The following is a 24,794-nucleotide window of genomic DNA, read 5'->3' as shown; positions in this document are numbered from 1 at the left end:
GGTCAGCGGTAGCCGCGGAACCAGATGTTGAACGCCTGGTAGTTCGTCACGAAGATGTCCGTCGACGGCCAGGTCGCCTCGAAACCACTTCCGTACGCCCGGAAGTAGTACCAGATGCGCTGCGACACGCCCTCTGAGGCAAATACGCTGTTGAAGTTGGTCACCGCGGCAATCCAGTACTTGCCTGGCTGCAGGATGACCTCGGACACCGGCGCCTCAACCAATCCTGTGGCCGGGGCCGCCAGTTCGAGCTGCGTGACGAGGAGATCAGGCTGATCCTCGCCAGCCACGCGGTTGGAGTAGATGCCGAGTCGCAGCAATCCGCCGACCGACGACGCGAGGGTCGCGCCAAAGTGCGTGACAGACACCGGCTCAGTCAGCTCGACCTTCTGGCCGATTATGAGATCCTGCAAGCAGCACGCCGTATTCACCTGCGCCCCCGGCCACCCAAACCGCTGCGCCAGCGACGCCTTCAGCTCCGTCCCCCCGTACGGCGAGAACGCCCGCGTCATCGCGAACCAGTTGCCCGCCACCGGCGTGTTGAACGTGCAGGTCTCCGACGTGCCGCCGATGTACGGCACGCAGTTCGTGGCGTCGTTCAGCACCTCCGTCGCGAGAGGCGGCTGCGCGAACTTCACGTAGAGGTCGGGATCGCCAGTCGCACCAGCGCCGCCCATCTGGAAGCGGACACCCAGCGCATCGGCCGGCACGTTGAACACGAAGTGCCGCTCGGCCCCGCCCTGCGAATCCTCGAGCCCGGTGACCGCCACCGCGTTCGACAGCGTGATTGGCGTCCGCGCCCGACGCAGGACGCTGAAGCCCGACGCTCCACCCACGGTCGCCTGACGCACGGCATATGCGTAATCCGATGCCGGTGCCACGCCCTCGGAGAATGTCGTGCTCCCCTTCGGCAGCGTGGTGTACAGCGCTGGCGTGCAGCCCACCCCCTCGCAACGGAAGATCTCGATTCCGCTCTCCCAGGTCGAAGCGTAGCTGAAGTCCAGCTGCACGTCCGTCAGGCTCTGGACGATTGGCTGCGTCAGCACCGGCGCGGCCAGCACCAGCGCCACCTGCGCCGGCGTGGACGGCGTCCCGTCGCCCGCGATGTTGAACGGCACGACGCGATACCGGAACGTGCCGCCGTACGACGGCCCGTTGTCATCCACATAGCCCAGGGTCGCCGCCGAGACGTTCGCGATCGGCGCGAAGCTCTCGCAGGCCGGCCCGGTGCAACGCTCCACGCGATATCCGGCAACCACCGCCGCCGCGCCCCAGGCCAGGTCGATCCGTTCGCCATTGACCGGTGTCGCTGTCAGTGCGCCGATGCCACTCGGCAGCTCGATCGTCGCCTGCCCGATGTTCGAGTAGTCCGACTGCCCGACCCCGTTAAAGGCCCGCACGCGGTACCGGTACGTCGGGCCGATCGCCACACCGTTGTCCAGGTACGTGTTGACCCCCGCCGACAGCGACGCAATCTGCAGGAAGTCCGTGCAGGTCGTGCCGGAGCAGCGTTCGAGCGACAGGCCGGTCTCGTTGTCCGAGTTCACAGTCCACTGCACCGTGATCTGGGTCGCCCCGGTAACGGTCGCCGACAGGCCACTCGGCGCATCCGGCGCGCTCAGGTTCACGAAGACCGCCGCCGACGGAACCGAGAGACCCACCTCGTTCGCCGTCGTCACGCGATACCGGTACTTCCCGCCCGGCACCACGTCTTCGTCCAGATACTCCGTGACGTTCCCGCCGAGCGTGACGATGTTCGCGAAGTCCTCGCAGTCGGAGCCATCGCAGCGCTGCACCCAGAACCGGATCTCGTCGATCCCGTTGTCGGTCCAGGTGACCTGCACCTGCGTCGGCGACAGGGCCACCGCAGCCACGTCGGTCGGCGCCGGCGGCGGGTTCAGCGACGCCGTGAGCACGGTGCCGCCGCCCGCCCCGATCACGTTCACGCCCACCACGCGGTACTCATAGGTCTCACCGGTGGTCGCCACGTCGAGGTACTGCGCCGTGGGATGCGGCAACGTCGCGACCGTATCGACCTCCGCCGTGTTGATGTTGGTCCGCACCACCACGTAGTCGTCGGCGTTGGGTACCGGCGTCCACTGGAGGTCCACCCCAGTCGGCGAGACCACCGCGGCCGCGTCAAGCGTCACGTCCGCCGGCACCTCGACCGTGGCTTCCGCCACCGCCGAGAAGTCCGACGCACCCGCCGCGCTGAAGGCCAGGACGCGGTAGCGGTAGCGCTGGCCGAGGACCACCGACTCATCGCTAAAGGATGTGACGTTGGCCCCGAGCGTCGTCAGCTCGGTGAAGTCGCTGCACTCCACGCTCGGGATGTCGGCGCAGCGCTCGATCGTGAAGCCCGTCTCCACACCCGAGTTGTCCGTCCACTGCAGGTCGACGCGGTTCTCCGACACCAGCGTCGCGATCAGGTCGCTCGGCGGCAGCGGGATGTCCGTCGACGCCTCGGCGACCGCCGTGTAATCCGACGCGCCCCAGACGTTCAGCGCCCGCATCCGGTACGTGTAGGTCTGGTCCGGCGTCAACGTGATGTCGAGGAACTCCGTGGTGTTCTCGCTGAGGGTCGCCACGGTCACGAACTCCGTGCACGCGGCACCGAGGCAACGGTCGATCTCGAAGCCCGTCTCGATGACCGAGTTGTCGGTCCACGCCAACTGCACCGACGTCGCCGACTGCGGCGTCGCGGTGAAGTCAGTCGGCACCGGCGGGCGGTAGGTCGACACGGTCACCGTGCCGCTGTAATCCGACTCGCCCGACGCGTTGACTGCGCGAATCCGGTAGCGATAGATGGTATCGATGACGGCCGAGAGATCGCGGTAGGTCGTCGAACCCGCCGCGAGCGTCTCCAGCAGCGCAAAGGTCTCGCAGTCCGTGCCGTCGCAACGCTCGACCTCGTATCCGAGCTCGTTGTCGGCATTGTCCGTCCAGACCAGGTCCACCTTGTCCGTCGTGATGTTGCTGGCGAAGTCCGTCGGCGCCGCCGGCGGGTTCGTGCTGGCGAGCACGATGCCGGTGTAACCCGAGGCCCGCGTGGCCGTGACCGCGCGCACCCGGTAGCGATACGCCTCGGAGACGCCCACCGACTCGGTGTACGTCGTCACGTCCTCACCCACGGTCGCGAGCAGGGTGAAGTCGGTGCAACTCACGCCGGCGCAGCGCTCGATCTCGAAGCCCGTCTCGGTGGTCGCGTTGTCCGTCCAGTCGAGGCGCACCTGCGGTCCCGGCTCGATGGTCGCCACCAGGTCCGTCGGCTGGCCCGGCACGTCGGTCTCTGCCTCGGCGATGTTGCTCGCATCCGACTCGCCCGCCCCGTTCACCGCCGTGACGATGTAGCGGTACAGCGTGTTGACCGCCACCGTCTCGTCGTCGAAGGCGCTGCTGTTGGGCGGCAGGAGGCCAATCTGCACGAAGTTCGTGCAATCGGCGCCGGTGCAACGGCTGATCCGATAGAAGTCCTCGTTGTCGGCCGCGTCCGTCCACGTCAGTTCAACGCGGTCATCCGATGGGGCCACGGCCACGAGGGACGCCGGCGCCGCCGGGATGATCGTCGACCCCAACGCGATGTTGGAGTACTCCGAGTTGCCGTTGCCGTACGCCAGCACACGGTAGCGGTAGATGTTGTCGCCGGTTACGCCGGTGTCGGCGTAGTCGCTGGCGTTCGCCGGCACCGAGTCTACGACCGCGAAGTCCGTGCACGCGTTGCCAAGGCAGCGCTCGATAACGAAGCCGGTCTCGTCCGCCGAGTTGTCCGACCACTGCAGGTTCATTGTGGTCTGGCCGGCCGGGTTGGCCACCAACGCGCTCGGCGCCGCCGGCACCGTCGTGCTGGCCTCGGCGATGTTCGAGAACGTGGCCGAGAGTCCGACTCCATTGAAGGAACGCAGGCGATAGCGGTAGAACTCGCCGGCCACTACGCTCATATCGGCGGCATTGAGCGTGCCCGTAGCCGAACTCGGCGACGACGGCAGCAGCGTGTCAATCACCGCCCAGCTTGAGCAATCGGCGCCGGTGCAGCGCTGCAGTTGGAAGCCGTCCTCGTTGGTGGACGCATCGTTCCACTGCAGGTTCACCTGCGTGGCGGTCTGCGTCGTCGCGACGAGCGTGTTGGGTGCCGTCGGCGGGAAGGTGCCGACCTGCACGATCGGCGTATAGGCCGACGAACCCGAGGCGTTGTAGGCACGGACGCGGTGGCGATAGAACGTGTTGATTACCAGGCCGGTGCTCGTGAAGCCCGTGGCATCCGGTCCGGTGGTGCCGATCTCGAGCCAGCTGGTGCAGCCGGCGCCCGAGCAGCGCTCGATGCGGTAGCCGACCTCGTTGTCCGCCTCGTCCGTCCACGAGAGCTGCATCGCGTTGGCCGAGAGCACCTCGACGGTGAAGTCGCTCGGCACCGCCGGGACGCGCGTGTTGGCGTCCACCGCCGCGATGGCGTCGGACAGGCCGCTGACGTTGTAGCCGAAGACGCGGTAGCGGTAATCCTGCTCGGCGTCGACCGTTTGGTCCGCGAAGGCCGCGGCGTTGGCGCCGACCGTGTCGATGGCGGCGAAGTCCGTGCAGCTCACGCCCGCGCAGCGCTCGATGATGAAGCCCAGCTCGTTGTCGGCATTATCCGTCCAGGTCAGGTCTACCTGCGTGGCGGACACGGCCTGCGCGCCGAGGCCGCTGGGCGACGCCGGCCGCAGCGTGTTGGCGGCTGCCTCGTTGCTGTAGCCCGAAACGCCGACGTTGTTCGACGCACGCACACGATACTGATACGAGAGGTCGACATCGACCGTCTCGTCGCTGTACTCGGTCGTGCCTGCGGGCAAGACGGTGAGCTCCGTGAAGTCCGAGCAGGCCGGGCCGACGCAGCGCTCAATGCGGTAGTTCAGTTCGTTGACGCCGTTGTCCGTCCAGGCAAGGTCGATGCGGTTGAACGCCAGCGTGGTCGCAGTGAGGTCACTGGGGTCGCCCGGTACCGAGGTGATGGCCTCGGCGACGTTCGAGTTGGGACTCGGACCGGCGCTACCGATCGCGCGCACCCGATAGCGATAGGTCAGGTCGGCGAGGACGGTAGCGTCATTGTACGTCTCGACGTCCACGCCCAGCAGGGCGAGGAAGGCGAAATCCGAGCAGTCCGTGCCTTCGCAGCGCTCGACGAGGTAGTTCTCCTCGTTGTTCGCGTTGTCGGTCCAGCTGAGCTCCACTTCGGTGGCCGAGAGCGGCAGCGCCGCCAGGTCCGTCGGCGCGGCCGGCAGGTCGGTGGTGGCCGTGGCCACGTCGGTGTATGCCGAGTTGGCGACGGCGTTCACCGCGCGCACCCGGTAGCTGTAGCTCTCGTTCTGCGCGAGGCCAGTGTCCGCGTACTCCGTCGCGTCGGCCGGCACGGTGGTGAGCAGCGTGAAGCTGGAGCAGCCCGCTCCGACGCAACGCTCGACCTGGAAGCCGGTCTCGTACGGGCCGTTGTCGGTCCAGGTAAGGTTGATCTGCGAAGCCGAGAAGGTCGTGGCGGCGAGGTCGCTCGGGGCATCCGGCGTCATCGTGTTGCCATCGACGTAATCGGTGAAGCCGGACGAGCCGGCGCCGTTCGAGGCGGCGACCCGGAACCGATAAATCTCGCCCGGCACGACGGTGCTGTCGATGAACTCCTGTGTGTTGCGAGCGACACCACTGAGGGCTGTGAAGCCCGTGCAGCCGTCACCGGTGCAGCGGGCCACCTGGAATCCGGATTCGTTGTCCGAGAGGTCGGCCCAGGTGATGCGGATGCTCGTCCCGCTGAGGGTCGTGACCGTGACCTCGCCCGGCAGCACCGGCAGGCCCGCCGTGATGCTGCGCACGGGGCTGTAGTCCGAGTTGCCGGCCGCATTGAAGGCGCGCACGCGATACCGGTACACTGTGCCGTCGATCACCGGGTTGTCGAAGTACTCCGCGACGTCCGCAAGCGTCTCGGCGATCTCGGCGAAGTCCGTGCAGCCGGCGCCGACGCAGCGCTCGACGCGGAACCCATCCTCGTCGGCGGAGGCATCCTGCCAGACCAGCCGGATGATGTCCCCCGCCGTGACGAAGGCTTCAATCGACGCCGGGATTGCCGGGAGGTTGGTCGTAGCCGTCGCCGTGTTGGTCGGCGCCGAGTTGCCGACCGCGTTCGCGGCGAACACGTGGTACGTGTACGTCTCGTTCGCGTCGAGACCGGTGTCCACGAACTCCGTCTGGCCCGCGGCCACCGTCGCGAAGCTGCCGGCCGGCACGGTGCAATCGACGCCCGCGCAGCGCTGGATGGCAAAGTCCTGCTCGTTGTCCGAGTTGTCCGTCCACGTGAGGCGGATGCTGGTGTTCGACAGCGTCTGCGCGACGAGGTCCGTCGGCGCCTCGGGGATGCGCGTCGTAATCTCCACCGCATTGGACGGCGCCGAGGCGCCGAAGGGCGCCAGCGAGCGCACCCGGTACCCGTAGGCGTTGCCGATCTCGACGGTGAGGTCCGAGAAGCTGAGCGTGTTCGGCGCGACCGTGTCGATGACCGCATAGTCCGAGCAGGCATCGCCGAGGCAGCGCTCGATGGAGAAGCCGGTCTCGGTCAGTGCATTGTCGGTCCAGAGCAGGTCCACCTGCGTGCCGCTGATCACGTCCGCCGTGAGCCCGCTCGGGGCCGGCGACAGCGTCGTGAACGCGGTCGCCACGGACGAATACGCGCCGTGGCCGATTGCGTTCTCGGCCCGGATCCGGTAGCCGTAGGCCTGGTCGGCAACGACCGTAGCGTCCGTCAGCGTGCCGTTCGAGGCGGAAAGCGTCGAGATCAGCGCGAAGGCACCGCAGGGGTCGCCCTCGCAACGTTCGATCTCCACTGTCGCGGCCCCTGGCGGCGAGGTCCAGGCCAACTGGATGTCTCCGCGACGCACGGTCGCGCTGAAGCCGGAGGGGACGGCAGGAACGGCGATCTCCACCGTCGCGACGTCGCTTGGCGGCGACTCGCCGGCGGCACCCACGGCCGACACCACGTAGCGGTAGGTGTTGCCCGGGGTGACGCTGCCGTCGGTGTAGGTGATCTGGTCACTGTTCACCAGGTTGAGCAGGTCGGTCACAGTGCAACCCACACCCGTGCAGCGATAGATCGCGTACTGCGCGAGGTTCGGGCCGGCCGAGGCGTCCCAGTCGAGCTGCACCTGGTTGCCGTTGAGGATCGTGTACGTCAGGCTGGCCACCGCCGCCGGCACTTCCGTCGTCGCCGAGGCCACGGCCGTGTAGTCAGACACGTCGGCGGCGTTCTGCGCCCGGATCCGGTAACGCCACACGCTGCCCTGCGTCACCGTCTCGTCCGAGTACACCGAGGCGGGTTCCGGGACGAAGGCGATCTCGACGAAATCGCTGCAGCCGACGCCCTCGCAGCGCTCGACGCGCGTCCCGGTGGCCTCCGGCGCGTTGTTCACCCATTCCAGGTCCACGCGCGACGCGTTGATCATCGTCGCCGTGAACGCGGTGGGGGCGGCAGGCGCCAAGGTGTTGGCGGCGGCGCTGTTCGACGCATCCGATTGACCGGCGATGTTCGTCGCCCGCAGCTGATACACGTACGACGTCCCCGCTTCGGTCGTGGAGTCGTCGTAGGTCACGGCCGGCGCATCGAAGGTCGCGACGATGGCGAAGTTCGAGCAACCCGCCGTGTCGCAGCGCCGCAGCACGTATCCGGTCTCGTTGTCGGCGTTGTCCTGCCAGGTCAAGCGGATGACCGTCGCCGAGATCGTCGTCGCGACCAGTGACGTCGGGGCCAGCGGACGCAGGGTGTTCGCGTCGGCCACGTTGGTCGGCGCCGAGTTGCCGGCGACGCCCACTGCGATCACGCGGTAGCGGTAGCTGTTGTCCACCGTGACGCCGTTGTCCGTGTACCCGGTGGCATCGGCAGCGATGGTGGTGAGCAACGCGAAATCGGTGCAGTCCGGCGCCGAGGAGCAGCGCTCAATGCGGTACCCGGTCTCGGTCGTCGCGTTGTCCGTCCACTGCAACTGGATGGCCGTCGGGCCCTGGGTCTCGGCCGTCAGGCCCGTGGGCGCTGCCGGCGGACGCGTGTTGGCGTTCGCGATGTTCGTGGCATCCACGCCGTCCACGGCGTTGAACGCGCGCACCCGGTAGCGGTAGTCCTCGTTATTGGCGACGGCGTTGTCGGCATAGGCCGTGATGTTCGGGCCCACGTTGCCCACCACCGCGAAGTTCGTGCAGGCCGCGCCCGTGCAACGCTCGATGCGGAAGCCGAGCTCGTTGTCGGAGTTGTCCTCCCACACGAGGCCGATGCTCGTCGGGCCGGTGACGGTCGCCACGAGGGCCGACGGCGTCGCCGGCGGAATCGTGTTGGCCGCGGCCTCGTCCGAGTACGCCGACGCCATCACCGAGTTGCGCGCCCGCACGCGGTAGCTGTACGCCGTGTTGAACACGACCGAGACGTCGGCGTAGGCCTCCGTGCCGGCCGGCAGCGTCTGGATGACGGCGAAGTCCGTGCAGTCCGCGCCAGTGCAGCGCTCGACCTGGAAGTCTTCCTCGTTGTTCGAGGCGTCGGTCCACGTCAGTCCGATCTCCGTCGAGGAGACGGTCGTGGCGACGAGATTCGTGGGCGCCGCGGGCCCGATCAGCGCCGTCGCGACGACGTTCGTGAACGCCGAGTTGCCGACGTTGTTCCGCGCCCGCACGCGGAAGCGGTAGGTGTTGCCCTGCGTCAGGCCGGTGGCGGCGAAGGTCTCGACGTCGGCCGCAACGTTCCCGATCTCGGTGAACGTCGTGCAGTCCACGCCCTCGCAGCGCTCGATGCGGAAGCTGGTCTCGTTGTTGGAGCGGTCATCCCAGGCCAGCGACACCTCGGTGCCCGAGACGATCGTCGCCACCAAGGACTCCGGCGCCAGCGGCAGCCGACGGATCTCCGTGCGCAGCTCGTAGTGGCCGCTGGTGCTGGCCATCCCGTCCACACGGAGCTTGTACGTCTTGGACTCCGCGGCCACATAGACCAGGCGCGAGTCGGTGCTGCCGTTGAAGTCGTCGTTCTGCGCGACCTGCGTCGTGCCGTCGTCCTCGAACAAGGTCAGGCGCGTGTTCAGCCCAGACGCGAGTTCCAGCCGCGCCGCGAAGGTCTCGGCGAAGACCGAGTCGCCCTCCTCGGCGTCGATGTCGTACCAGTCGTTGCGCTTGGTCGGCGTCAGGTTGCGCTGCGCAATCGTCTGCGGCGCCTCCGGCACCAGCACGATCGGCGCGGCGTCGCCAGCGGCGTCACCGCCGGCGGCCTGGATCACCGTCCACGTGCGCACGTCCGACCAGGGCACACTGGTGGCGGGAATCTGCGGCAGGATGGCGCGCGTGCGCAGGTGCCAGGTGCCCGGCTGCGTGACCGTCACCAACGGGTTGGTGTCGGGCGCCGTGAACTCGGTGACGCCGGAGCCGAAGGCCAGGTCCTGCGAGACCTGCACGACGTAGCCCGTGGCCGCGGCGATGCGCGACATCGGGGCGCGCTGCGAGAAGTTGGTCGTGTTGGTCAGCGCCGGCGGCGCCACCGTCGGCACTGCCGCCGCGAACGGCACCGCGGGCTGGGCCCGCTGCCCGCGCGCCAGCGTGATGCTCGCCAGACGCCCGTAGAACTGCACCTGGCCGCTGGCCAGGCCTTCGATGATGACTTCGTAATCGCCGGCGGCGAGGCCGGTGATGGTGCCGCGCCAAGTGTTGCCCTGCAGCGTGAGGTCGAGCACGCGGCCGGTGGGACCAATCGTGCGCGCGCGCACACCGGTGAGCGGCAGGATGAGCGACGCTCGCGTGGCCGAGTCGGGCTGGATCAGCGCGATGTTCGGCGAGAGCGAGGCTTCGGTGGTCGGACGCGTGGGATCGTCGCAGGAGCTGACGACGCCGACGGCCAGCGTGGCCGCGGCAAGGCCGAGAAGACGGGAGTTCAAGCGGACGCTCACGGGTTGGGCACCTCGATCACGATCGTCCCACCCGAACTACCGCCTCCACCGCCACCGCCCAACGCCAGCGCCCCACCGACGGCACCGCCGATGGCCACCGCCCAGACCCACTTCGGCAAGCCCTTGCGCGCCGCGGGCTGCGTGGGCGCGCCGCCCTGCGCCACCGCGCGCAGCGAAATGGAAGAACGCAGCGTCTCACCGGCGCGGATGGTCACTTCCTGCGTGCGCGCGGTGACGCCGGGCGCGCTGGCCTCCACGCGATAGCGACCGGCCGCGCCACGGAAGGTCAGCGGTGCGGGGCCTTCGGCGCGCAGCTCCTCCCAGTGCCAGGCTTCGATTGGCACCACGCGCAGCGTGGCGTTGGGTACGTCGACCGCGATGATCACGGAGCCGAAGCGATGGTTCTCCTGCGTCGCCACCTGCTGCGGCGTCAGCGTTCGCTGGCCGGCGATGTTCTCCTTGGCCTTCGCGATCAGCGGCTCCACCACGCCCATCGGCGCGGCACGGCCACCACCGATCCAGACGCCGGCGATGTTGCCCTGATAGTCCACGAGCGGCGAACCGACCGCGGCGGCCGGGGCGTTGGCGAGCTCCAGCGGACCGAGCGGGCGCTCCGGCCACTGCGAGAGCAGCACGCGCTCCGCCGGAGCGACCGTGCGACACTCCGCCAAGGTCACGCCCCAGAGGGACTGTCCGTCGATCACGCTGCTGGTCGCGGGCAACTGCTCCGGCGCATTGGCCGGCAGCACGAGTACGGCGAGATTGGCTGCCACGTCCCAGGCGGCGACGCGCACTTCGCCATTGGCGGCGACGGCGTCGGCGCCGCGGATGGCGCTGTACGACGTGAGCACGAGCCGCTCCCCGCCGGAGGCGAGGCCGGCGGCGCAGGCCTGCTGGCCTCCGAAGCGCGTCACCTGCAGCGGAACCGTCGCGCGGGTCAGGCGCGACTGCACCTCGGCGCCGAGCGTTGCGGCGGCCGCGGCGGCGGAGGTCAGCGTGAACGAGAACTCCATCGCGACGCCGGGCAACGCCTCGCGCGTGACGCGCAGCGGCAGGAAGCCCGTGGCGCTGACTTCGAGTTCATAGCTGCCCGGCGGCACGGCGAGGCCTTGCGGCCCCACGAGGCCGACGCCGCGCACGAGCACGGTCACGGCGGGACCGCCGCTGGCGATGCGAAACCGCGCTTCCGTGGCGGTGGAGGTGACCCCGGGCCATTCATAACGCGCGCGCGTCGCCTCGTCGGCGGCCGAGCGCGGCGCCGCATCGCGGGCCTCGCGCAGCATCGTCACGACGTTCGTCAGGAACGCCACCGAGTCGATTGGCATCTCCGGCTCGAGGCGCAGGGCCCAGCGCGCCCAGGTCTGCGCCAGCTCCGGCTGCTGCTCTTCGATCAAGATCTGCGTGAGCACGTGCACGCCGCGCGCCCAGTCGGCGTCGAGCGGACCGAGCGAGGGGTCCAAGGCGGCGCGCGCGAGGCGGATCGCGCGCGGCGCATCGAAGTCGTCGAGGGCGGCTGTCGCTTGCTGCAGCAACGCCGAACGCGACTGCGCCTCGAGCGAGGCCGGCACGGACAGCAACAAGGCGCCAACCAGCGGCGCCAGGATCTTGAAGAGTCGCATCAGGGGCGGGGGGTCAGCGAGAGGGTGACGCGGACAGTTTCGCCGGCGCGCACGGTGACGACAGTGTCCTTGGTCACAAAGCCGTCGCGCTCGACGCGCAGGAGATGGTCGCCGGCCGAGAGCGGCTCGGAGTAGCGGGCACGTTCACCCTTGTCCACGCCGTCGATGCTCAGCTTGCCAGGCGTGGTGAGGATGATCTGCAGCGTGCCCGGACCACCGGCGGCGGGCGCCGCGGCGGGCGTGGACGGTGCCGGCGCCGGAGTCTGCTGCACCGGCGTCTGCTGGATGGGCGTCTGCTGCGTCGGCGGCGTCTGCGGCCGTGTCTGCGGAGCCGACGGCTGCGCGGTCTGGCGCGGGGTCGTCTGCGGCGGCGGTGCGGCGCTCTTGGTGGGCGCGGCATCCGGCGTCACGGGCTCCGGTTCCGGCGTCGGCGTGCTCGCGGGCGGCTGGCTGCCGGAGCTGCTCGCCCCGGCGTCGGTCGGCGTCGTCGGCGGCGCATCCGCCACGACCTGCGAGGCCGGCGCTGACGACGAGCCGAGGAACTTCCACGCCCCGAAGCCACCGCCGCCAAGCACGACCAACGCGATCACCGCATACATCGCCGCGTTGCTCTTGGCCGGCGCCGCGGCGGCCGGACGCACGGCGGCGCCCGCCACGACCGTCTTGTCGGCCGCTCCGGCGCGCGGCACGACCTTGGGCCGCGGGCCGCTGTTCTTCTTCTCGAGTTCGTTGGTGTCGATCACCTCGGTGCGTGCACTCGGGCGCGTGTACTTCACCGTGGGATCCTTCATCGCCCGCACGAAGGCGCGGATGTTCGGGAAGCGGTCGTCCGCCTTCTTCGACAGCGCCTTGTCGACGGCATCGCAGACGTGGCGCGGCACGTGCGGCGCGCTCTCCTCGAGCCGCGGCGGATCCATCATACAGTGCTTGTGCAGGATGTCGATCGCCGAGTCCCCGTCGAAGGGGATGTGGCCCGCGAGCATCCGGAAGGCCATCACCGCCACCGAGTACTGGTCGGCGGCGCCGCTCACCGGCTTGCCCATCCCCTGCTCGGGGCTCATAAAGTACGGCGTCCCGATCACCGAGCCCGATGCCGTCAGCGCGCCTTCGCTCAGCGCCTTGGCGATGCCGAAGTCCGTGATGATCACGCGGTTGCGCGAATCAAGCATCACGTTGGCCGGCTTGATGTCACGGTGGATGACCTGGTGCTCGTGCGCGTAGTCCAGCGCGTCGGCCACCTGTTCCAGCAACTCGATCGTCTCGTCCACCGAGTACGCACCGCGCTCGCGCAACACGTCCTCGAGCGACTTGCCCTCGAGGAACTTCATCGCGTACCAGAACAGCTTGCCGCCGCTGGCGATGCGGTAGATCGGGATGATATTCGGGTGGTCCAGCGTCGCGGCGGTCTTCGCCTCGCGCAGGAATCGGTCCACGCCGTGCCCGAAGGTCAGTTCCGGCGGCAGCACCTTGAGCGCGACCTTGCGCCCCAGACGCGTTTCCTCCGCCAGGTACACCACGGCCATACCGCCGCGCCCGAGCATCTTGCCGACCGTGTACTCACCCTTGGTCTCGTCGCGCAGCATCTTCTCCATATGCGCGAACGCCGACTGGTCCATAGACGCCGTCGCGGCCGCCTGACCTTCGGCGTCCGAGACCATTGATCCACAGGAATGACAGAACTTCGCCTCGTCCGCGACGGGCGTGCTGCAATGAACGCAAATCATTAGATATGCCCCGGTCCGGGGCCTGAAGAGTCGCGTCTAATATCCAGACACCCGGGCTCAACCGCAACGCGTGGGGACACCCCTTTAATGCGACTTGCATCCCCCTCTTGCGACATTGCTACCGAAGTGATATCATTACGCCATCACCCCTGACGGAGACACCCCCGTGTACGTCGAAAAGCCCTACTCAGCCAGCAACGGTCTCGTGGTCCTGCTCGTCGGTCTGCTCACTATCCTCGCGCTCGGCTATGTGGCGATCCAGATGTTCCAGTCGGGCCGCGAGCTGGCCGGCCTGCTGAACATCCTCGGAGCGATCGTCGCGCTCGTGATGCTCGGCGGACTGTTCATCGTGCACCCCAACGAGGCCAAGGCCTTGGTGCTCTTCGGCACCTACAAGGGCACGGTGCGCAAGGACGGCTTCTGGTGGGCCAATCCCTTCCTCACCAAGCAGTCGATCTCGCTGCGTGTGCGCAACTTCGAGACGGCCAAGCTCAAGGTGAACGACAACCACTCCAACCCGATCGAGATCGCGGCAATCGTGGTCTGGAAGGTCGTGGATTCCGCCGAGGCACTGTTCGAGGTCGATGACTACGCGCGCTACGTGGAGGTGCAGAGCGAATCGGCGCTGCGCGGCGTGGCGGTGAACTACGCCTACGATTCGCACACGCCGGGCGAGCTCTCGCTCTCGCAGAACACGGATGAGGTCTCGGCCGCGTTGGAGAAGGCGCTGGTGGACCGCCTGATGAAGGCCGGTGTGCAGGTCGTGGAGGCGCGCATCAGCCACCTCGCGTACTCGCCCGAGATCGCCGCAGCGATGCTGCAGCGGCAGCAGGCCAGCGCCATCATCTCGGCGCGGCAGAAGATCGTCGAGGGCGCGGTGGGGATGGTGGAGATGGCCCTGGGAATGCTCAACGAGAAGCAGATCGTCACGCTCGACAACGAGCGCAAGGCGGCGATGGTGAGCAACCTGCTCGTGGTGCTCTGCTCGGATCACGCGACGCAGCCTGTGGTGAACACCGGCTCGCTGTACACCTGAGCGCGTCGTGGCCGAGAAGAAGCCCTTCCTGCTGCGCGTCGACCGCACACTGCTGGAACAGTACCAGCGGTGGGCGGGCGACGAGCTGCGGTCGGTGAACGGGCAGATTGAGTTCGTGCTGCGGGACGCGTTGAGGCGCGCGGGACGCGCGGACGGCGGACGGATGACGGAAGACGGAAGCCAACAGCCTACCGATGGAGAGGATAGAGATGATGCATAAGATCGCGCGACACGGCGTCGTGGCGCTGCTGCGGGCATTGGTCGTGATGACCGCGCTGCTGTTCGGGGGCCTCGCGCTGTTGGCCTTCGCTGCCGGTGCGCAGGCGCCGGTTTCGCCGCCGACCTGGGAGGCGCGGCTGGATTCACTCGTGCGCGCCGAGCTCGAGCGCACCCGCACGCCCGGCGCGCAGGTGGCGGTGGCGCATCGCGGCCGCGTCATCTTCAGCAAGGGCTACGGCGTCGCCGACGCAGAGACAGCGCGGCCCGTCACGCCGCAGACGCTGTTCCGCGTGGGCAGCGTCACCAAGATGATCACCGGCGCGATGGCGGCCGAGATGTCCGCGCGCGGCACGCTGGACCTGAACGCACCGATCTCGCGCTACGTGACGCAGCTCGACGGGCGCGAGGTGGGGACGGTGACGACGCGGCAACTGCTCTCGCACACCGCCGGCTGGATCGACAATGCCGTCCCATACGGCCGGATGGGCGAGGGGGCGCTGGGCGAGGTGATGGACGAGGTCAGCGATACGCTGTTCCTCACCGACCCGGGCCGCATCGTCTCGTATTCGAACCCCGGGTTCTCGATGGCGGGCTATGTCATCGAGCGGGCCGGTCAGCAGCGCTACGGTTCGCTCGCCGAGTCGATGATCCTGCGGCCGATGGGAATGCCGTACGCGACGTTCCGTCCGCTGCACGCGATGACGCGCGACTTCTCGCAGGGCCACGTCGGCCCGCCCGACCAGGCGGCCGGCCTCGTGCGGCCGTTCACCGAGAACACCGCGCAATGGGCCGCTGGCTTCCTGATGGCCAGCGCGCAGGATATGGCGCGCTTCGCGATTGCCGTGATGGCCGAGGGGATGCTCGACGGCACGCGCGTGCTGTCGCCTGAGGCCGTGCGCCTGCTGACGACCGGCGTCGCGCCGATCCCGGGTGACACGGCGGCGCAGTACGCCTTCGGCCTGATGGTCTCCGGTCGACCGGGACGCCGTGCGTGGCGGCACGGGGGCGCCATCAACGGCTTCGATGCGATGCTCACGATGTATCCGGACCTCGAGCTGGCGATCGTCGTGCACGACAACCGCGGTGGTGCGCCGCTGAACGGCATCGAGAGCCTCGTGTATGCGGCGGTCAGCGGCGAGACGCCGCCCCCGCCGAGCACGCCGGCCGAGCCGCGCGTCGCGAACGCGACCGAGCGCACGCAGATCGCGGGACGGTACCGCGTCGGCCGGCAGAACATCGAGATCCTCAACGAAGGCGACAGCCTGACCTTCCTGCAGAACGGCCTCCGGATGCCGGTGCGGCTCATCGGTGCCGACCGAATGCGCATCACGCCGCCGGTACCAGGCGCGCAGCCCCTGACGCTGGTGCTGGTCCGCAACGCCGAGGGTCGCGTGGAGTTCCTCTCGCAGGGACTCCGAGCCATCCCACGCGTGGAGCTTGCGCGATGATGCTCCTGCGCCTGCTGCCCTGGGCGCTGTGGCTGGGGATGCTGGTGCTGGCGCTCGGGACATTCGCTGGCTTGCCCGACGAGATCCCGCGGCACATCGGGGCCTCGGGGAAGGTCACGCGCTCGGTGCCGACCACGCTCGGCGGCTGGTTGCTCCTGCCGATGATCGCCGGCGCGATGCAACTGCTGCTCAGTTGGGTAAGCATCTGGCTGCTGCCGCGGCGCCCGGACCTGTTCAATGTGCCGGACAAGGACCGCCTGATGAAGTTGCCGCCGAGCTACCGCAGGAGCGTCGTGCCGTCGATGCAGATGACGCTCGATGCCATCGCCGTCTGCACGATGGCGGTGATGGTCACGGTGCAACTGATGCTCTGGCGCGCCGCGCTCGGCGAGCGGATGCAAGGCTGGACGGCCGGACTGATCGTCGGGACGGTGATGATCACGCCGTTGGCGCTGTGGCTCACGAGCAAGGTGAGCACGGCCATTGAGGACGCCGAACGGCGCTGGAAGGCGGCGGGGTCGCCGGCGGCGTAGCGGCGGCGTCTACGGGCGGCGGAACGGATCGCTGAAGCGCGGGTCCGACGGCAATGCTTGGTCGTCGAGCGTGCGCAGGAACGCCACCAGCGCCGCGCGGTCCGTCGGCGAGAGGTTGATGCGCTGCGGCTCCCCGCCCGGCCCCATCAGGCGTGTGTCGAGTGCCGGGCCCGCTTGCACGCCGTCGAGATAGAAGTCGACCACCTGCGTGAGACTCGTGAACCGTCCGTCGTGCATAAAACGCGCGGAGCGCCCGACATCCTTGAGCGACGGCGCCCGGAAGATGCGCGTCTCGCCGGCATCGAGGCCGTTGGAATTGGAGTTCTGCACCAACGAGAAGCTCGGCGCAGCGTGACAGCCCTGGCAGCCAAGACCGCCCTGCGGCTTGGGGCGGAAAAACAGTTCTTGCCCGCGCGTCTCGGCAGCGGTGAAGCCTGCCAGCGGCGCGAGGAAGTTCGGCGGTTGCCCGGGCGGCGGCGCGGGTACGAGGGCGAAGGCCGCATCCCAACGCGACGCCACCGCCACGATGCTCCGGATGTATTGCGCGAGCGCGCGCTGCACCCGCGTCTCGGCGATCTCAGCCGTACCGAAGGCGAGCCGGAAGAGCGGCGGGTAGTAGGCCAGCGAGTCGAGCCGCGCGATGACGGCCGACATCCCGCCGTGCGCGGCATCGAAGCCCATCTCGACGGCATCCTGCACCGGCTGCGTCGCCTGCGCCTCCAGCGTCGGCGCGCGGCGATCCCAGAAGTAGCTCGCGCTCTCGTTGAAGCGCGCGTTTCCCAGCCGCATCGAGTGGGCCGCGGTGCGGCTCACCCCATCGATGCCGAGTGAGAACTGCGCGCTGTCGCCGAAGGCCAGCGCCTGATCGTGGCAACTCGCGCAGGAGACATTCCGCGTGCGGCTGAGGTTGCGGTCGAAGAACAGCACGCGGCCGAGCGTCGCACCGGCGTTGGTGGTCGGGTTCGTGAGCGGCGTGCGGTCCTCGCGGGCCAGCAGGCCAGGCGTGTAGTACGCGGGCAGGTTCTGGCTGTACTGCGGCAGCGCATCGGGATCGACCGTCAACGCGAGCCGCACCTCGGCGTAGGGATCCGGCGCGCCGACCGTGACCGCATCGGCACAGGCGCAGAGCAGCAACAGTGTGGTCGGGAGGGCGAGTGGGATTGGCGGCATCGGCTGGCGGGTCCGGCGCGTATGACGGCGCCAGGGCGGCAATGTTAGCACCAGGTCCTTACGACGCGCGACCCGCCGGGCGAATCATCACGAAACGCCTCGCCAACGCCACTTGGCGCCCCGGCGGCCTACGCCCGCGGCTTGTTGAAGGCGACGTCGAACTGCACCGCCACCTCGTGCTCGATCGGATTCAACGCCGAGTTGTACGACACGCCGAACTCCGTCCGGTCGATGACGAAGTTCCCGCTCACGCGACCGACGTGGCGCTCTTCGTCATAGAAGTGCAGCCGCGCCGGGATCGTGATGCGCTTCGTCCGCCCGCGCAGCGTCAGATCGCCGGTGATGAGCATCCGATTGCCCTCCGCGCTGTTGACGAAGGTCGACACGAAGGTGATCTGCGGGAATGAATCGGCCGCGAAGAAGTCGTTGCTGCGGAGGTGGTTGTCGCGGCGCTCGACGCGCGTGTCGATGCTCGCCGTCTCGATCGTGATCTTGAGCGACGTGGCTTCGAGGTTCGCCGGATTGAACAGGATCTCGGCGTCCCAGGTGTTGAAGGTGCCGTGGGCCGAAATAAGGCGCGCGTCGGCGACGAAGTTGATCTGCGAGTGCGCGACATCGCGGACGTACCGCTCGGTGGCGACCTGCGCGGGCACGGCCGCCGACAGGAGCGGCGCGAGCAAGAGGGCGAATGCGAAGCGGGCCATTGGCAGGGAAGTGGAGGTGGCATTAGTTGAACTGCCGAGGGAACCCGGAGGGTCCAAGCGGCGCGGTCAACCATTTAACCCGTCAACCTCTCAGTTAGTTCGCAATCTGCTCGGAATCGGGGCCCCGTGCGGGTCCTCAGTGGGATTCCCGATTGCCGCGGCCATTCGCTCGACGAGCTGATCGCTGGCAGCGTGCTCAAGTCGCTCTGCCTCGTCGTGCACATCATCAGCCGTAAAGCCAAGACGGGTAACGAGATAGCTCTCGATGATGCGGTGCCTGCGAATCAGTTGCAGTGCCGCCGACCGGCCTGCCTCCGTGAGGCGCGCCCCTCGGTAACGCTCGGTGGCGACAAGCCCCAGTCGAGCCAGCCGCTGAACCATCCCAGTGACAGACGCCGGAGCGATTCCCAATCGGCCAGCAATGTCATTGGTCCCGGCCGGTTCGCCGTGGCGCTCCAGTTCATAGATGGCCTTGAGGTAATCCTCGGCCTGGCCGGTGAGCGCGAGGCGCTCGAGATCGTGGTTTGCCATTGACAGGAAGTTAGTCATCCCTAACTTACGGTCAATAAGTTAGGAGATACGAAAATGCAATTTCTTATTCGCGTCCTGCGCACCGTCATCCTGCTCCGCCTCATCCTGCTCGCGCTGCCCTCCGTCGCCGGAGCGCAGGGCGCGCCACCGGCACCGCAAGTCCCCGATTCCACCCGCAAGGATTCGGTGCAACGCGTCGGCGCCTTCCAGGTCACGGCGACCTTCGCGCCGACCCGCGTGCTGGACGCCCCTCAGCCGGTATCGGTCATCGGCGGCGCCGAGCTCCGCCGCGCCCAGGGCGCCGCCGTCGGCGATGCGCTCGAGCAACTCCCCGGCATCCGCTCGCTGTCGATGACCACGGGCATCGGCAAGCCGGTGATTCGCGGGCTCACGCACAACCGCGTCGTCACGCTCGACAACGGCCAGCGCACCGAGACGCAGCAGTGGGGCCACGACCATTCGCCCAACGTGGAGACGGCCAACGCCGAGCAGATCGAGGTCATCAAGGGCCCGGCCAGCGTGCTCTACGGCAGCGATGCACTCGGCGGCGTGATCAACGTCGTGGCCGCGCCGTTGCCGAGCGCGCGCTTCGAGTCGCCGTTCCTGCGTGGCCACACGACGGTCGCGTACAACACGAACGTGTTCGGCCCGGACGGCACGCTGCGCCTCGAAGGCGCGCGCGGCGCGTACGGCGCGCGGCTCTCCGCCACCGGCCGCCTCGCCGGCGATATGCGCGCGCCCGGCGGCCCGCTTCGCAACACCGAGAACCGCACGCGTCACCTCGACGGCGCCGTCGGGCGCAGCAGCGAGCACGGCCAGCTCACCCTGCGTCACTCCCAGCGCGACGAACGCATCGAGATCTTCGACGATCCGGTCGCTTCCCCGGACTACAGCGGCTACCAACGGCTGACCACCACGCGTAGCACGCTCGAGGCCGAGCGCGCACTCGGCGACGCGCTGCGGCTGCAGGTGCAGGTGGGCAGCGAGCGCAACTTCCGGCGGGAGTTCGACGCCGCCGACGCCAGCGACATCGCACTGGGCCTGCTCATCAACACCGAGAGCGGCTTCGCGCACCTGCACCACGAGGCCGTCGGGCCGTTCAGTGGCGGCACGCTCGGCGTGTTCGCGCTCGACAGCCGCTTCGAGAAGCGCGGCACCGCGACGCTGATTCCCAACTCCCGCGCACGCAACCTCGCGCTGTATGCATTGGAGCACGTCGAGCGCGGCCGCCTGCGCGCCACCGTCGGCGCGCGCTGGGACACGCGCGAACTCGCGGTCGAAGACGATGCCGTGCTCGGGCTGGCGGCGCAGTCGCAGCGGCATCAGGCGGTGACCGGTACGGCCGGCGTCTCGTACCGGCTCAGCGAGTGGAGTTCCGTGGTCGCCAGCGTCGGCCGCGGCTTCCGCGCGCCGGCCGCGCCCGACCTCTTCGCCAACGGCTTCCACGAGGGCACGCGCGCCTACGAGCGCGGCAACCCCGCGCTCAACGTCGAGACCTCGCTCAACACCGACCTCGGATTCCGCGTCGAGCACCGACGCCTCGTCGGCGACATCAGCGTGTTCCGCAACGCGATCCGGGACTTCATCTACCTGCGGCCCTTCGGCAGCGGCGGTGCGGCCTTCGATTCACTGGAAGTCGTGCAGGGCGACGCCGTGCTCGGCGGAATCGAGGGCCGTGCGGCCTGGCGGGCCACCGATTGGCTCACGATCCAGGCTGCAGGCGATCTAGTGCGCGGCACCAATCTCAGCGCCGACGTGCCGCTGACCTTCGTGCCACCCCCGCGCGTGCAGTGGGGCGCCCGCGTCGAGCGACCGATGCTCGGCGGCGCGCTGCTGCGCCCGTGGCTGAGCCTCGGCGGCGAGCACAACTGGCGGCAGACGCGGCTCGACCCGCGCGACGTGGCGCCGCCGGCGTACACGCTGTGGCAGCTCGGCGGTGGGGCCACCGTCAGCGCCGGGGCGAAGGTGTTCGTCGTGGACCTGGCCGTACGGAACCTGCTCGGGACGCGGTACCGGAGCTTTATGAGCCGGTACAAGGAGTTCGCCGACGGGCCCGGGCGCGCGGTGGTGCTGCGGGTGACGACGGAGTTCTGATGCGGGTGGCGTGCTTGCGGTGATGCATCGTTGATGCATATTGATACATATGCGTACGACGATGATCATCAACGACGAACTGCTGCGCCGTGCGATGCGGCTCACCGGCATCCAGGAGAAGACCGCGCTCGTCCACGCGGGCCTCGAGGCCTTGGTCGCGCGTGAGAGCGCGCGCCGGCTGGCGCGGCTGGCGGGCAGCGACCCGGAGGCCACGGCGGGCCCGCGTCGCCGCGGGCAGTCAAAGGCGAGCGCGCGGAGCCGCTGACGTGTGGTTGGTGGATAGCTCCGTCTGGGTGGAACACCTCCGCCGCGGAGTCCCCGCACTGAGCGAGGCGCTGGAGGCTGGCCTCGTCGCCACCCACCCGTTCGTGATCGGCGAACTCGCCTGCGGCCACATTGCTAGGCGGGATGCCTTCCTCGACGACCTCGCGCGGCTGCCGGGCGCGCCGGAGGCGGAACACGACGAGGTGATGGCGTTGGTGAAGGCCCGGCGCCTCGCCGGGCGCGGGCTCGGCTGGATCGACGCGCACCTGCTGGCCTCCGCGCGGCTGGCGGGAATGCAGCTCTGGACACTCGACGCAGCCCTGCGGAACGCGTGGCTAGATTCCGGTACCCCCAAGCCCTGACCCCGTGTCCGTCGTCGCCGAGTTCATCCAACTGCTCGAGCTCGAACCTCTCGAGCACAACATCTACCGCGGCGCCAACCGCGACATCGGCACCGGCCGCGTCTTCGGCGGCCAGGTGTTCGCGCAGTCGCTGGCCGCGGCACGCAAGACGGTGCCCGACGGCCGCGAGGCACACTCGGTGCACGGCTACTTCCTGCGCGAAGGCGACACGCGGGCGCCGATCGTGTACTTCGTCGACCGGCCGCGCGACGGACGCTCGTTCACTTCGCGGCGCGTCACCGCCATCCAGCACGGTGAGGCCATCTTCCACCTCTCGGCGTCGTTCCATCTCGCCGAACCGGGGATGGATCACCAGATCGCGATGCCTGAGGTCCCTGCGCCGGAGGAACTCGAGGACGAACTCGACGTGATCCGCGCCAACGTGGACAGGTACCCGGAGGCCTTGCGCGCGATCGTGACGCAGGACCGCCCGCTGGAGTTCCGGCGCGTCCACCCGAGCAAGCTGTTTGAACGCGAGCGCACCGATGCGTCGGGCGCCAAGCGGATGATCTGGTTCAAGCTGCGCGAGCGCATCGGCGACGCGCCGATCCTGCACCAGGCGACCCTGGCGTACGCCTCCGACTACGGCTTCCTGCCGACCTCGCTGCAGCCGCACGGCGTCTCGTGGCGCGACCCGCGCCTCATCATCGCCTCGCTGGACCACACGCTGTGGCTGCACCGGCCCTTCCGCGCGGACGAGTGGCTGCTCTACGTGAACGACTCGCCGACGGCCTTCGGCGCGCGCGGCTTCGTGCGCGGGCAGGTGTTCACCCGCAACGGCCAGCTCGTGGCCTCGTCGGCGCAGGAAGGCTTGATCCGCCTGCGCGAGGCCAAGTAGCCGCGTGACGCCCGAGATCGCCACCGGCCTCGCGTTCTTCGCGGTCTTCCTGTTCAGCACCACGCTCCACGAAGCGGCCCACGCCTGGGCGGCGCTGCGCGGCGGCGACCCCACGGCCTATGCCGGCGGACAGGTGTCGCTGGACCCGATGCCGCACATCCGCCGCGAACCGTTCGGGATGATCATCCTGCCGCTGCTCACGTCGGTGACCATCGGCTGGCCGATGGGCTACGCCAGTGCGCCCTACGATCCGCGCTGGGCGCTGAAGTACCCCAACCGGGCCGCAGTGATGGCGCTCGCGGGACCAGCCGCCAACTTCTCGCTCGTGTTGCTCTGCTTCCTCGCGATGCGTGCCCTCGCCTATGCCGGCATCTTCACGCCCCCGGAGTCGGTGAGCTTCAGCCAGCTCACGGCCACGGAGGCCGGCGCGGTCTGGTCCACGCTCGGCAGCTTCCTCAGCATCGGCTTCTCGCTCAACCTGCTGCTCGGCGTGTTCAACCTGCTGCCCTTCCCGCCGCTCGACGGTAGCGCCGCCATCACCTTGCTGATGAACAAGAAGCTCACGGCGCGCTACCAAATGTTCGTCTGGACGACGCCGATCCTCGGCTTCCTCGGCATCTTCCTCGCGTGGCGGATGTTCCCACCCGTGTTCGGACCGGTGTTCCGCGCGGCGATCAACCTGATCTACCCGGGCGTCACCTACGGCTGAATCGGTGACAGGCGCGCGTCCTCGCGGGTAGTACCGCTGTGATGAGCCGCCTCCGAATCCACTTCAGCATCCTCGCGCTCGCTGCCGGCCTCGTCGGCTGCGCCGAGCCCTTCGCCTCGCGCGACGAAGTCCAGTTCACGGTGTTGGAGGAGCGGGCGGCGTGCTTCGCGCCGTTTCCCACGACCTGCTACCAGGTGATCTGGCCCGGCGAGTCGGAGTCAAAGTTCTTCAGCGCCGAGATTGAAGGATTCACCTTCGAACCCGGGGTGCGGCAGCACATCCGCGTCGAACGCCGCCGCATCAACAACCCGCCGGCCGACGGCTCGTCGTACCACTACCGGTTGATCAGGGTGATCCTGCGGCTTGAGGTCGGTAGCGCCACAGCCACCAACTGACGAGCCAACCCAGCCCGGCCGCGAACACCACGTCGCTGACGAAGTGCGCGCGCGCCACGATGCGCGTCACGCCGCAGCCCAGCGCGAGCACGATGACCACCCAGCGCGCGCGCGGAAACAGCCGCGCCAGGATGAACGCGCCGCCGAAGGCCACCGCCGCGTGCGAACTTGGGAAGGCCAGCCCGGCGCCGCTCCACGTGCGCTCGTCCCAGGGCCGAAAGCCGTAGGCGCCGTCATTGAGTCCCGGCCGCTGCCGGCGGACCACGATCTTGAGCACCTCGGCCAACGCGCCGCTGAGCACCGGCGCCCAGAAGATCAGCCAGCCGCGTCGCCTCGCGATCGTGCGCGCCGCTTCGGAACCGTCGTGCTGCAGCCCCACCGCCAGCGCGAGGAAGAGCCACGTGCCGGCAAAGCCCATCACGCGCAGCAGCTTGCCGAGGTCCTTGTCGTACACGCCGGGTGCGTTGAACAGCTCGTACACCGTGCGGTCCACCAGCAGCGAGGTCGCGGTCGCGGCCGACGTCACGCCAAGCGCGACCCAGGCCGCGCGCGCCGTCGGTGGTCCCGCCATCGGCCCAGACCCGTTCATCGCCAGATCTCCTCGAAAGTCGAGAGGATGCGCTCGGTCATCCCCCACACGGTGAAGTCGTCCAGTTGATAGGCCTCAACCCGCATCTGGATGTCACGCACACGCACGCTGGTGTGCACGCGCGCCGCCGGATGGAACAGCGCGCCCACTCGCACCCAGCGCAGCTCGGCGACCTCGTCGCTCGGCAGCAGCGCCGGCACCTCGCGCAGCGCGCACACAAAGGGCCGCACGATGATCGGCGGCAGCACCGGCGTCCGCGGACGCAGCTCGTCCAACACGCCTAGCACTTCGCCGCTGCGGGTGATGTCCAGCCCGACTTCCTCGCGCGTCTCGCGCAATGCCGTCTGCTCGAGCGAGGCATCCTCCGGCGCCCAGCGCCCGCCGGGCAGACCGATCTGTCCACTCCACGGATCGCCCTCGCGCGTGGCGCGGCGGATCAAGAGCAGCTCGAGGTCATCCGCCCCTTCGCGCAGCACCAGCGTCACCGCCGCTTCCTTGAACGGCGGGTCGCGCTCGGCCAACGCGGCCGGACGGGCCGCGAGGGCCTGCCGCAGCCGTGTGAACGACGGCGCGAGTGCCCCCGCGCCGGTCAAC

At 68.9% G+C, this 24,794-nt stretch carries 18 protein-coding genes; 10 read left to right on the top strand and 8 right to left on the bottom strand.

Translation table 11 applies throughout. The features are described 5' to 3' along the window. Positions 1-2: 2 nt before the first annotated feature. The 3 genes from KF689_01280 to KF689_01270 are packed head-to-tail and all read right to left on the bottom strand — an operon-like array spanning position 3 to position 13,203. Positions 3-9,914, bottom strand: coding sequence for a hypothetical protein (locus tag KF689_01280; GenBank protein ID MBX3132003.1), 9,912 nt, complete (start codon positions 9,912-9,914; stop codon positions 3-5). 8 nt (positions 9,915-9,922) lie between these two features. Then, positions 9,923-11,545, bottom strand: coding sequence for a hypothetical protein (locus tag KF689_01275; protein ID MBX3132002.1), 1,623 nt, complete (start codon positions 11,543-11,545; stop codon positions 9,923-9,925). Next, positions 11,545-13,203 (bottom strand): serine/threonine protein kinase, encoded by a 1,659-nt coding sequence (locus tag KF689_01270; protein MBX3132001.1) that lies wholly within the window; start codon positions 13,201-13,203, stop codon positions 11,545-11,547. Before KF689_01270 ends, KF689_01275 begins: the two co-directional genes overlap by 1 nt. A 328-nt stretch (positions 13,204-13,531) precedes the next feature. Between KF689_01270 and KF689_01265 the strand changes: the two genes are divergently transcribed. From KF689_01265 to KF689_01250, 4 genes are read left to right on the top strand one after another with little or no spacing between them, the layout of a single operon-like run. After that, a complete protein-coding gene (locus tag KF689_01265) occupies positions 13,532-14,305 on the top strand; it encodes an SPFH domain-containing protein (protein ID MBX3132000.1) in 774 nt (257 codons plus the stop codon). A gap of 7 nt (positions 14,306-14,312) precedes the next feature. Continuing rightward, on the top strand, positions 14,313-14,525 hold the full coding sequence (locus tag KF689_01260) for a hypothetical protein (protein MBX3131999.1): 213 nt from the start codon (positions 14,313-14,315) through the stop codon (positions 14,523-14,525). Next, entirely contained in the window at positions 14,515-15,972 is a 1,458-nt protein-coding gene (locus tag KF689_01255) for a beta-lactamase family protein (protein ID MBX3131998.1), read from the top strand. Before KF689_01260 ends, KF689_01255 begins: the two co-directional genes overlap by 11 nt. Further along, complete coding sequence (locus KF689_01250; protein ID MBX3131997.1) at positions 15,969-16,505, top strand: hypothetical protein; 537 nt, start codon at positions 15,969-15,971, stop codon at positions 16,503-16,505. The genes KF689_01255 and KF689_01250 overlap by 4 nt, the downstream gene beginning before the upstream one ends. Before the next feature lie 9 nt (positions 16,506-16,514). Here the strand turns inward: KF689_01250 and KF689_01245 are convergent, their stop codons facing one another. From KF689_01245 to KF689_01235, 3 genes are all read right to left on the bottom strand, one after another. Continuing rightward, on the bottom strand, positions 16,515-17,675 hold the full coding sequence (locus KF689_01245) for a hypothetical protein (protein ID MBX3131996.1): 1,161 nt from the start codon (positions 17,673-17,675) through the stop codon (positions 16,515-16,517). 128 nt (positions 17,676-17,803) lie between these two features. Then, entirely contained in the window at positions 17,804-18,379 is a 576-nt protein-coding gene (locus tag KF689_01240; protein MBX3131995.1) for a YceI family protein, read from the bottom strand. Between the two features lie 90 nt (positions 18,380-18,469). Next, positions 18,470-18,910, bottom strand: a complete 441-nt coding sequence (locus KF689_01235; GenBank protein MBX3131994.1) for a metal-dependent transcriptional regulator — start codon at positions 18,908-18,910, stop codon at positions 18,470-18,472. Between the two features lie 54 nt (positions 18,911-18,964). Here KF689_01235 and KF689_01230 point away from each other — a divergent pair, with 54 nt between their 5' ends. From KF689_01230 to KF689_01205, 6 genes are read left to right on the top strand one after another with little or no spacing between them, the layout of a single operon-like run. After that, positions 18,965-21,004 (top strand): TonB-dependent receptor, encoded by a 2,040-nt coding sequence (locus KF689_01230; GenBank protein MBX3131993.1) that lies wholly within the window; start codon positions 18,965-18,967, stop codon positions 21,002-21,004. 49 nt (positions 21,005-21,053) lie between these two features. Continuing rightward, on the top strand, positions 21,054-21,269 hold the full coding sequence (locus KF689_01225; GenBank protein ID MBX3131992.1) for a type II toxin-antitoxin system VapB family antitoxin: 216 nt from the start codon (positions 21,054-21,056) through the stop codon (positions 21,267-21,269). Between the two features lie 28 nt (positions 21,270-21,297). Then, entirely contained in the window at positions 21,298-21,630 is a 333-nt protein-coding gene (locus tag KF689_01220; GenBank protein ID MBX3131991.1) for a hypothetical protein, read from the top strand. Continuing rightward, entirely contained in the window at positions 21,608-22,507 is a 900-nt protein-coding gene (locus KF689_01215; GenBank protein MBX3131990.1) for an acyl-CoA thioesterase II, read from the top strand. The genes KF689_01220 and KF689_01215 overlap by 23 nt, the downstream gene beginning before the upstream one ends. Before the next feature lie 4 nt (positions 22,508-22,511). Then, positions 22,512-23,216, top strand: a complete 705-nt coding sequence (locus tag KF689_01210) for a site-2 protease family protein (GenBank protein MBX3131989.1) — start codon at positions 22,512-22,514, stop codon at positions 23,214-23,216. Positions 23,217-23,257: 41 nt separating this feature from the next. Next, the gene (locus KF689_01205; protein ID MBX3131988.1) at positions 23,258-23,611 is read left to right on the top strand and encodes a DUF4377 domain-containing protein; all 354 of its coding nucleotides are present in this window, start codon (positions 23,258-23,260) and stop codon (positions 23,609-23,611) included. Here KF689_01205 and KF689_01200 read toward each other — a convergent pair. Both KF689_01200 and KF689_01195 read right to left on the bottom strand, forming a co-directional pair. Then, positions 23,562-24,200 carry a phosphatase PAP2 family protein gene (locus KF689_01200; GenBank protein ID MBX3131987.1) on the bottom strand — a complete coding sequence of 213 codons (639 nt, stop codon included), beginning with the start codon at positions 24,198-24,200 and terminating at the stop codon, positions 23,562-23,564. The two genes, KF689_01205 and KF689_01200, sit on opposite strands and share 50 nt — an antisense overlap. Next, positions 24,197-24,793, bottom strand: a complete 597-nt coding sequence (locus KF689_01195; GenBank protein MBX3131986.1) for a CoA pyrophosphatase — start codon at positions 24,791-24,793, stop codon at positions 24,197-24,199. The genes KF689_01200 and KF689_01195 overlap by 4 nt, the downstream gene beginning before the upstream one ends. Between the last annotated feature and the right edge of the window lies 1 nt (position 24,794).

It is taken from the genome of Gemmatimonadaceae bacterium (assembly GCA_019637355.1).
Classification (GTDB): Bacteria; Gemmatimonadota; Gemmatimonadetes; order Gemmatimonadales; family Gemmatimonadaceae; genus Pseudogemmatithrix.
This window is presented reverse-complemented; position numbering and strand designations above follow the sequence as displayed.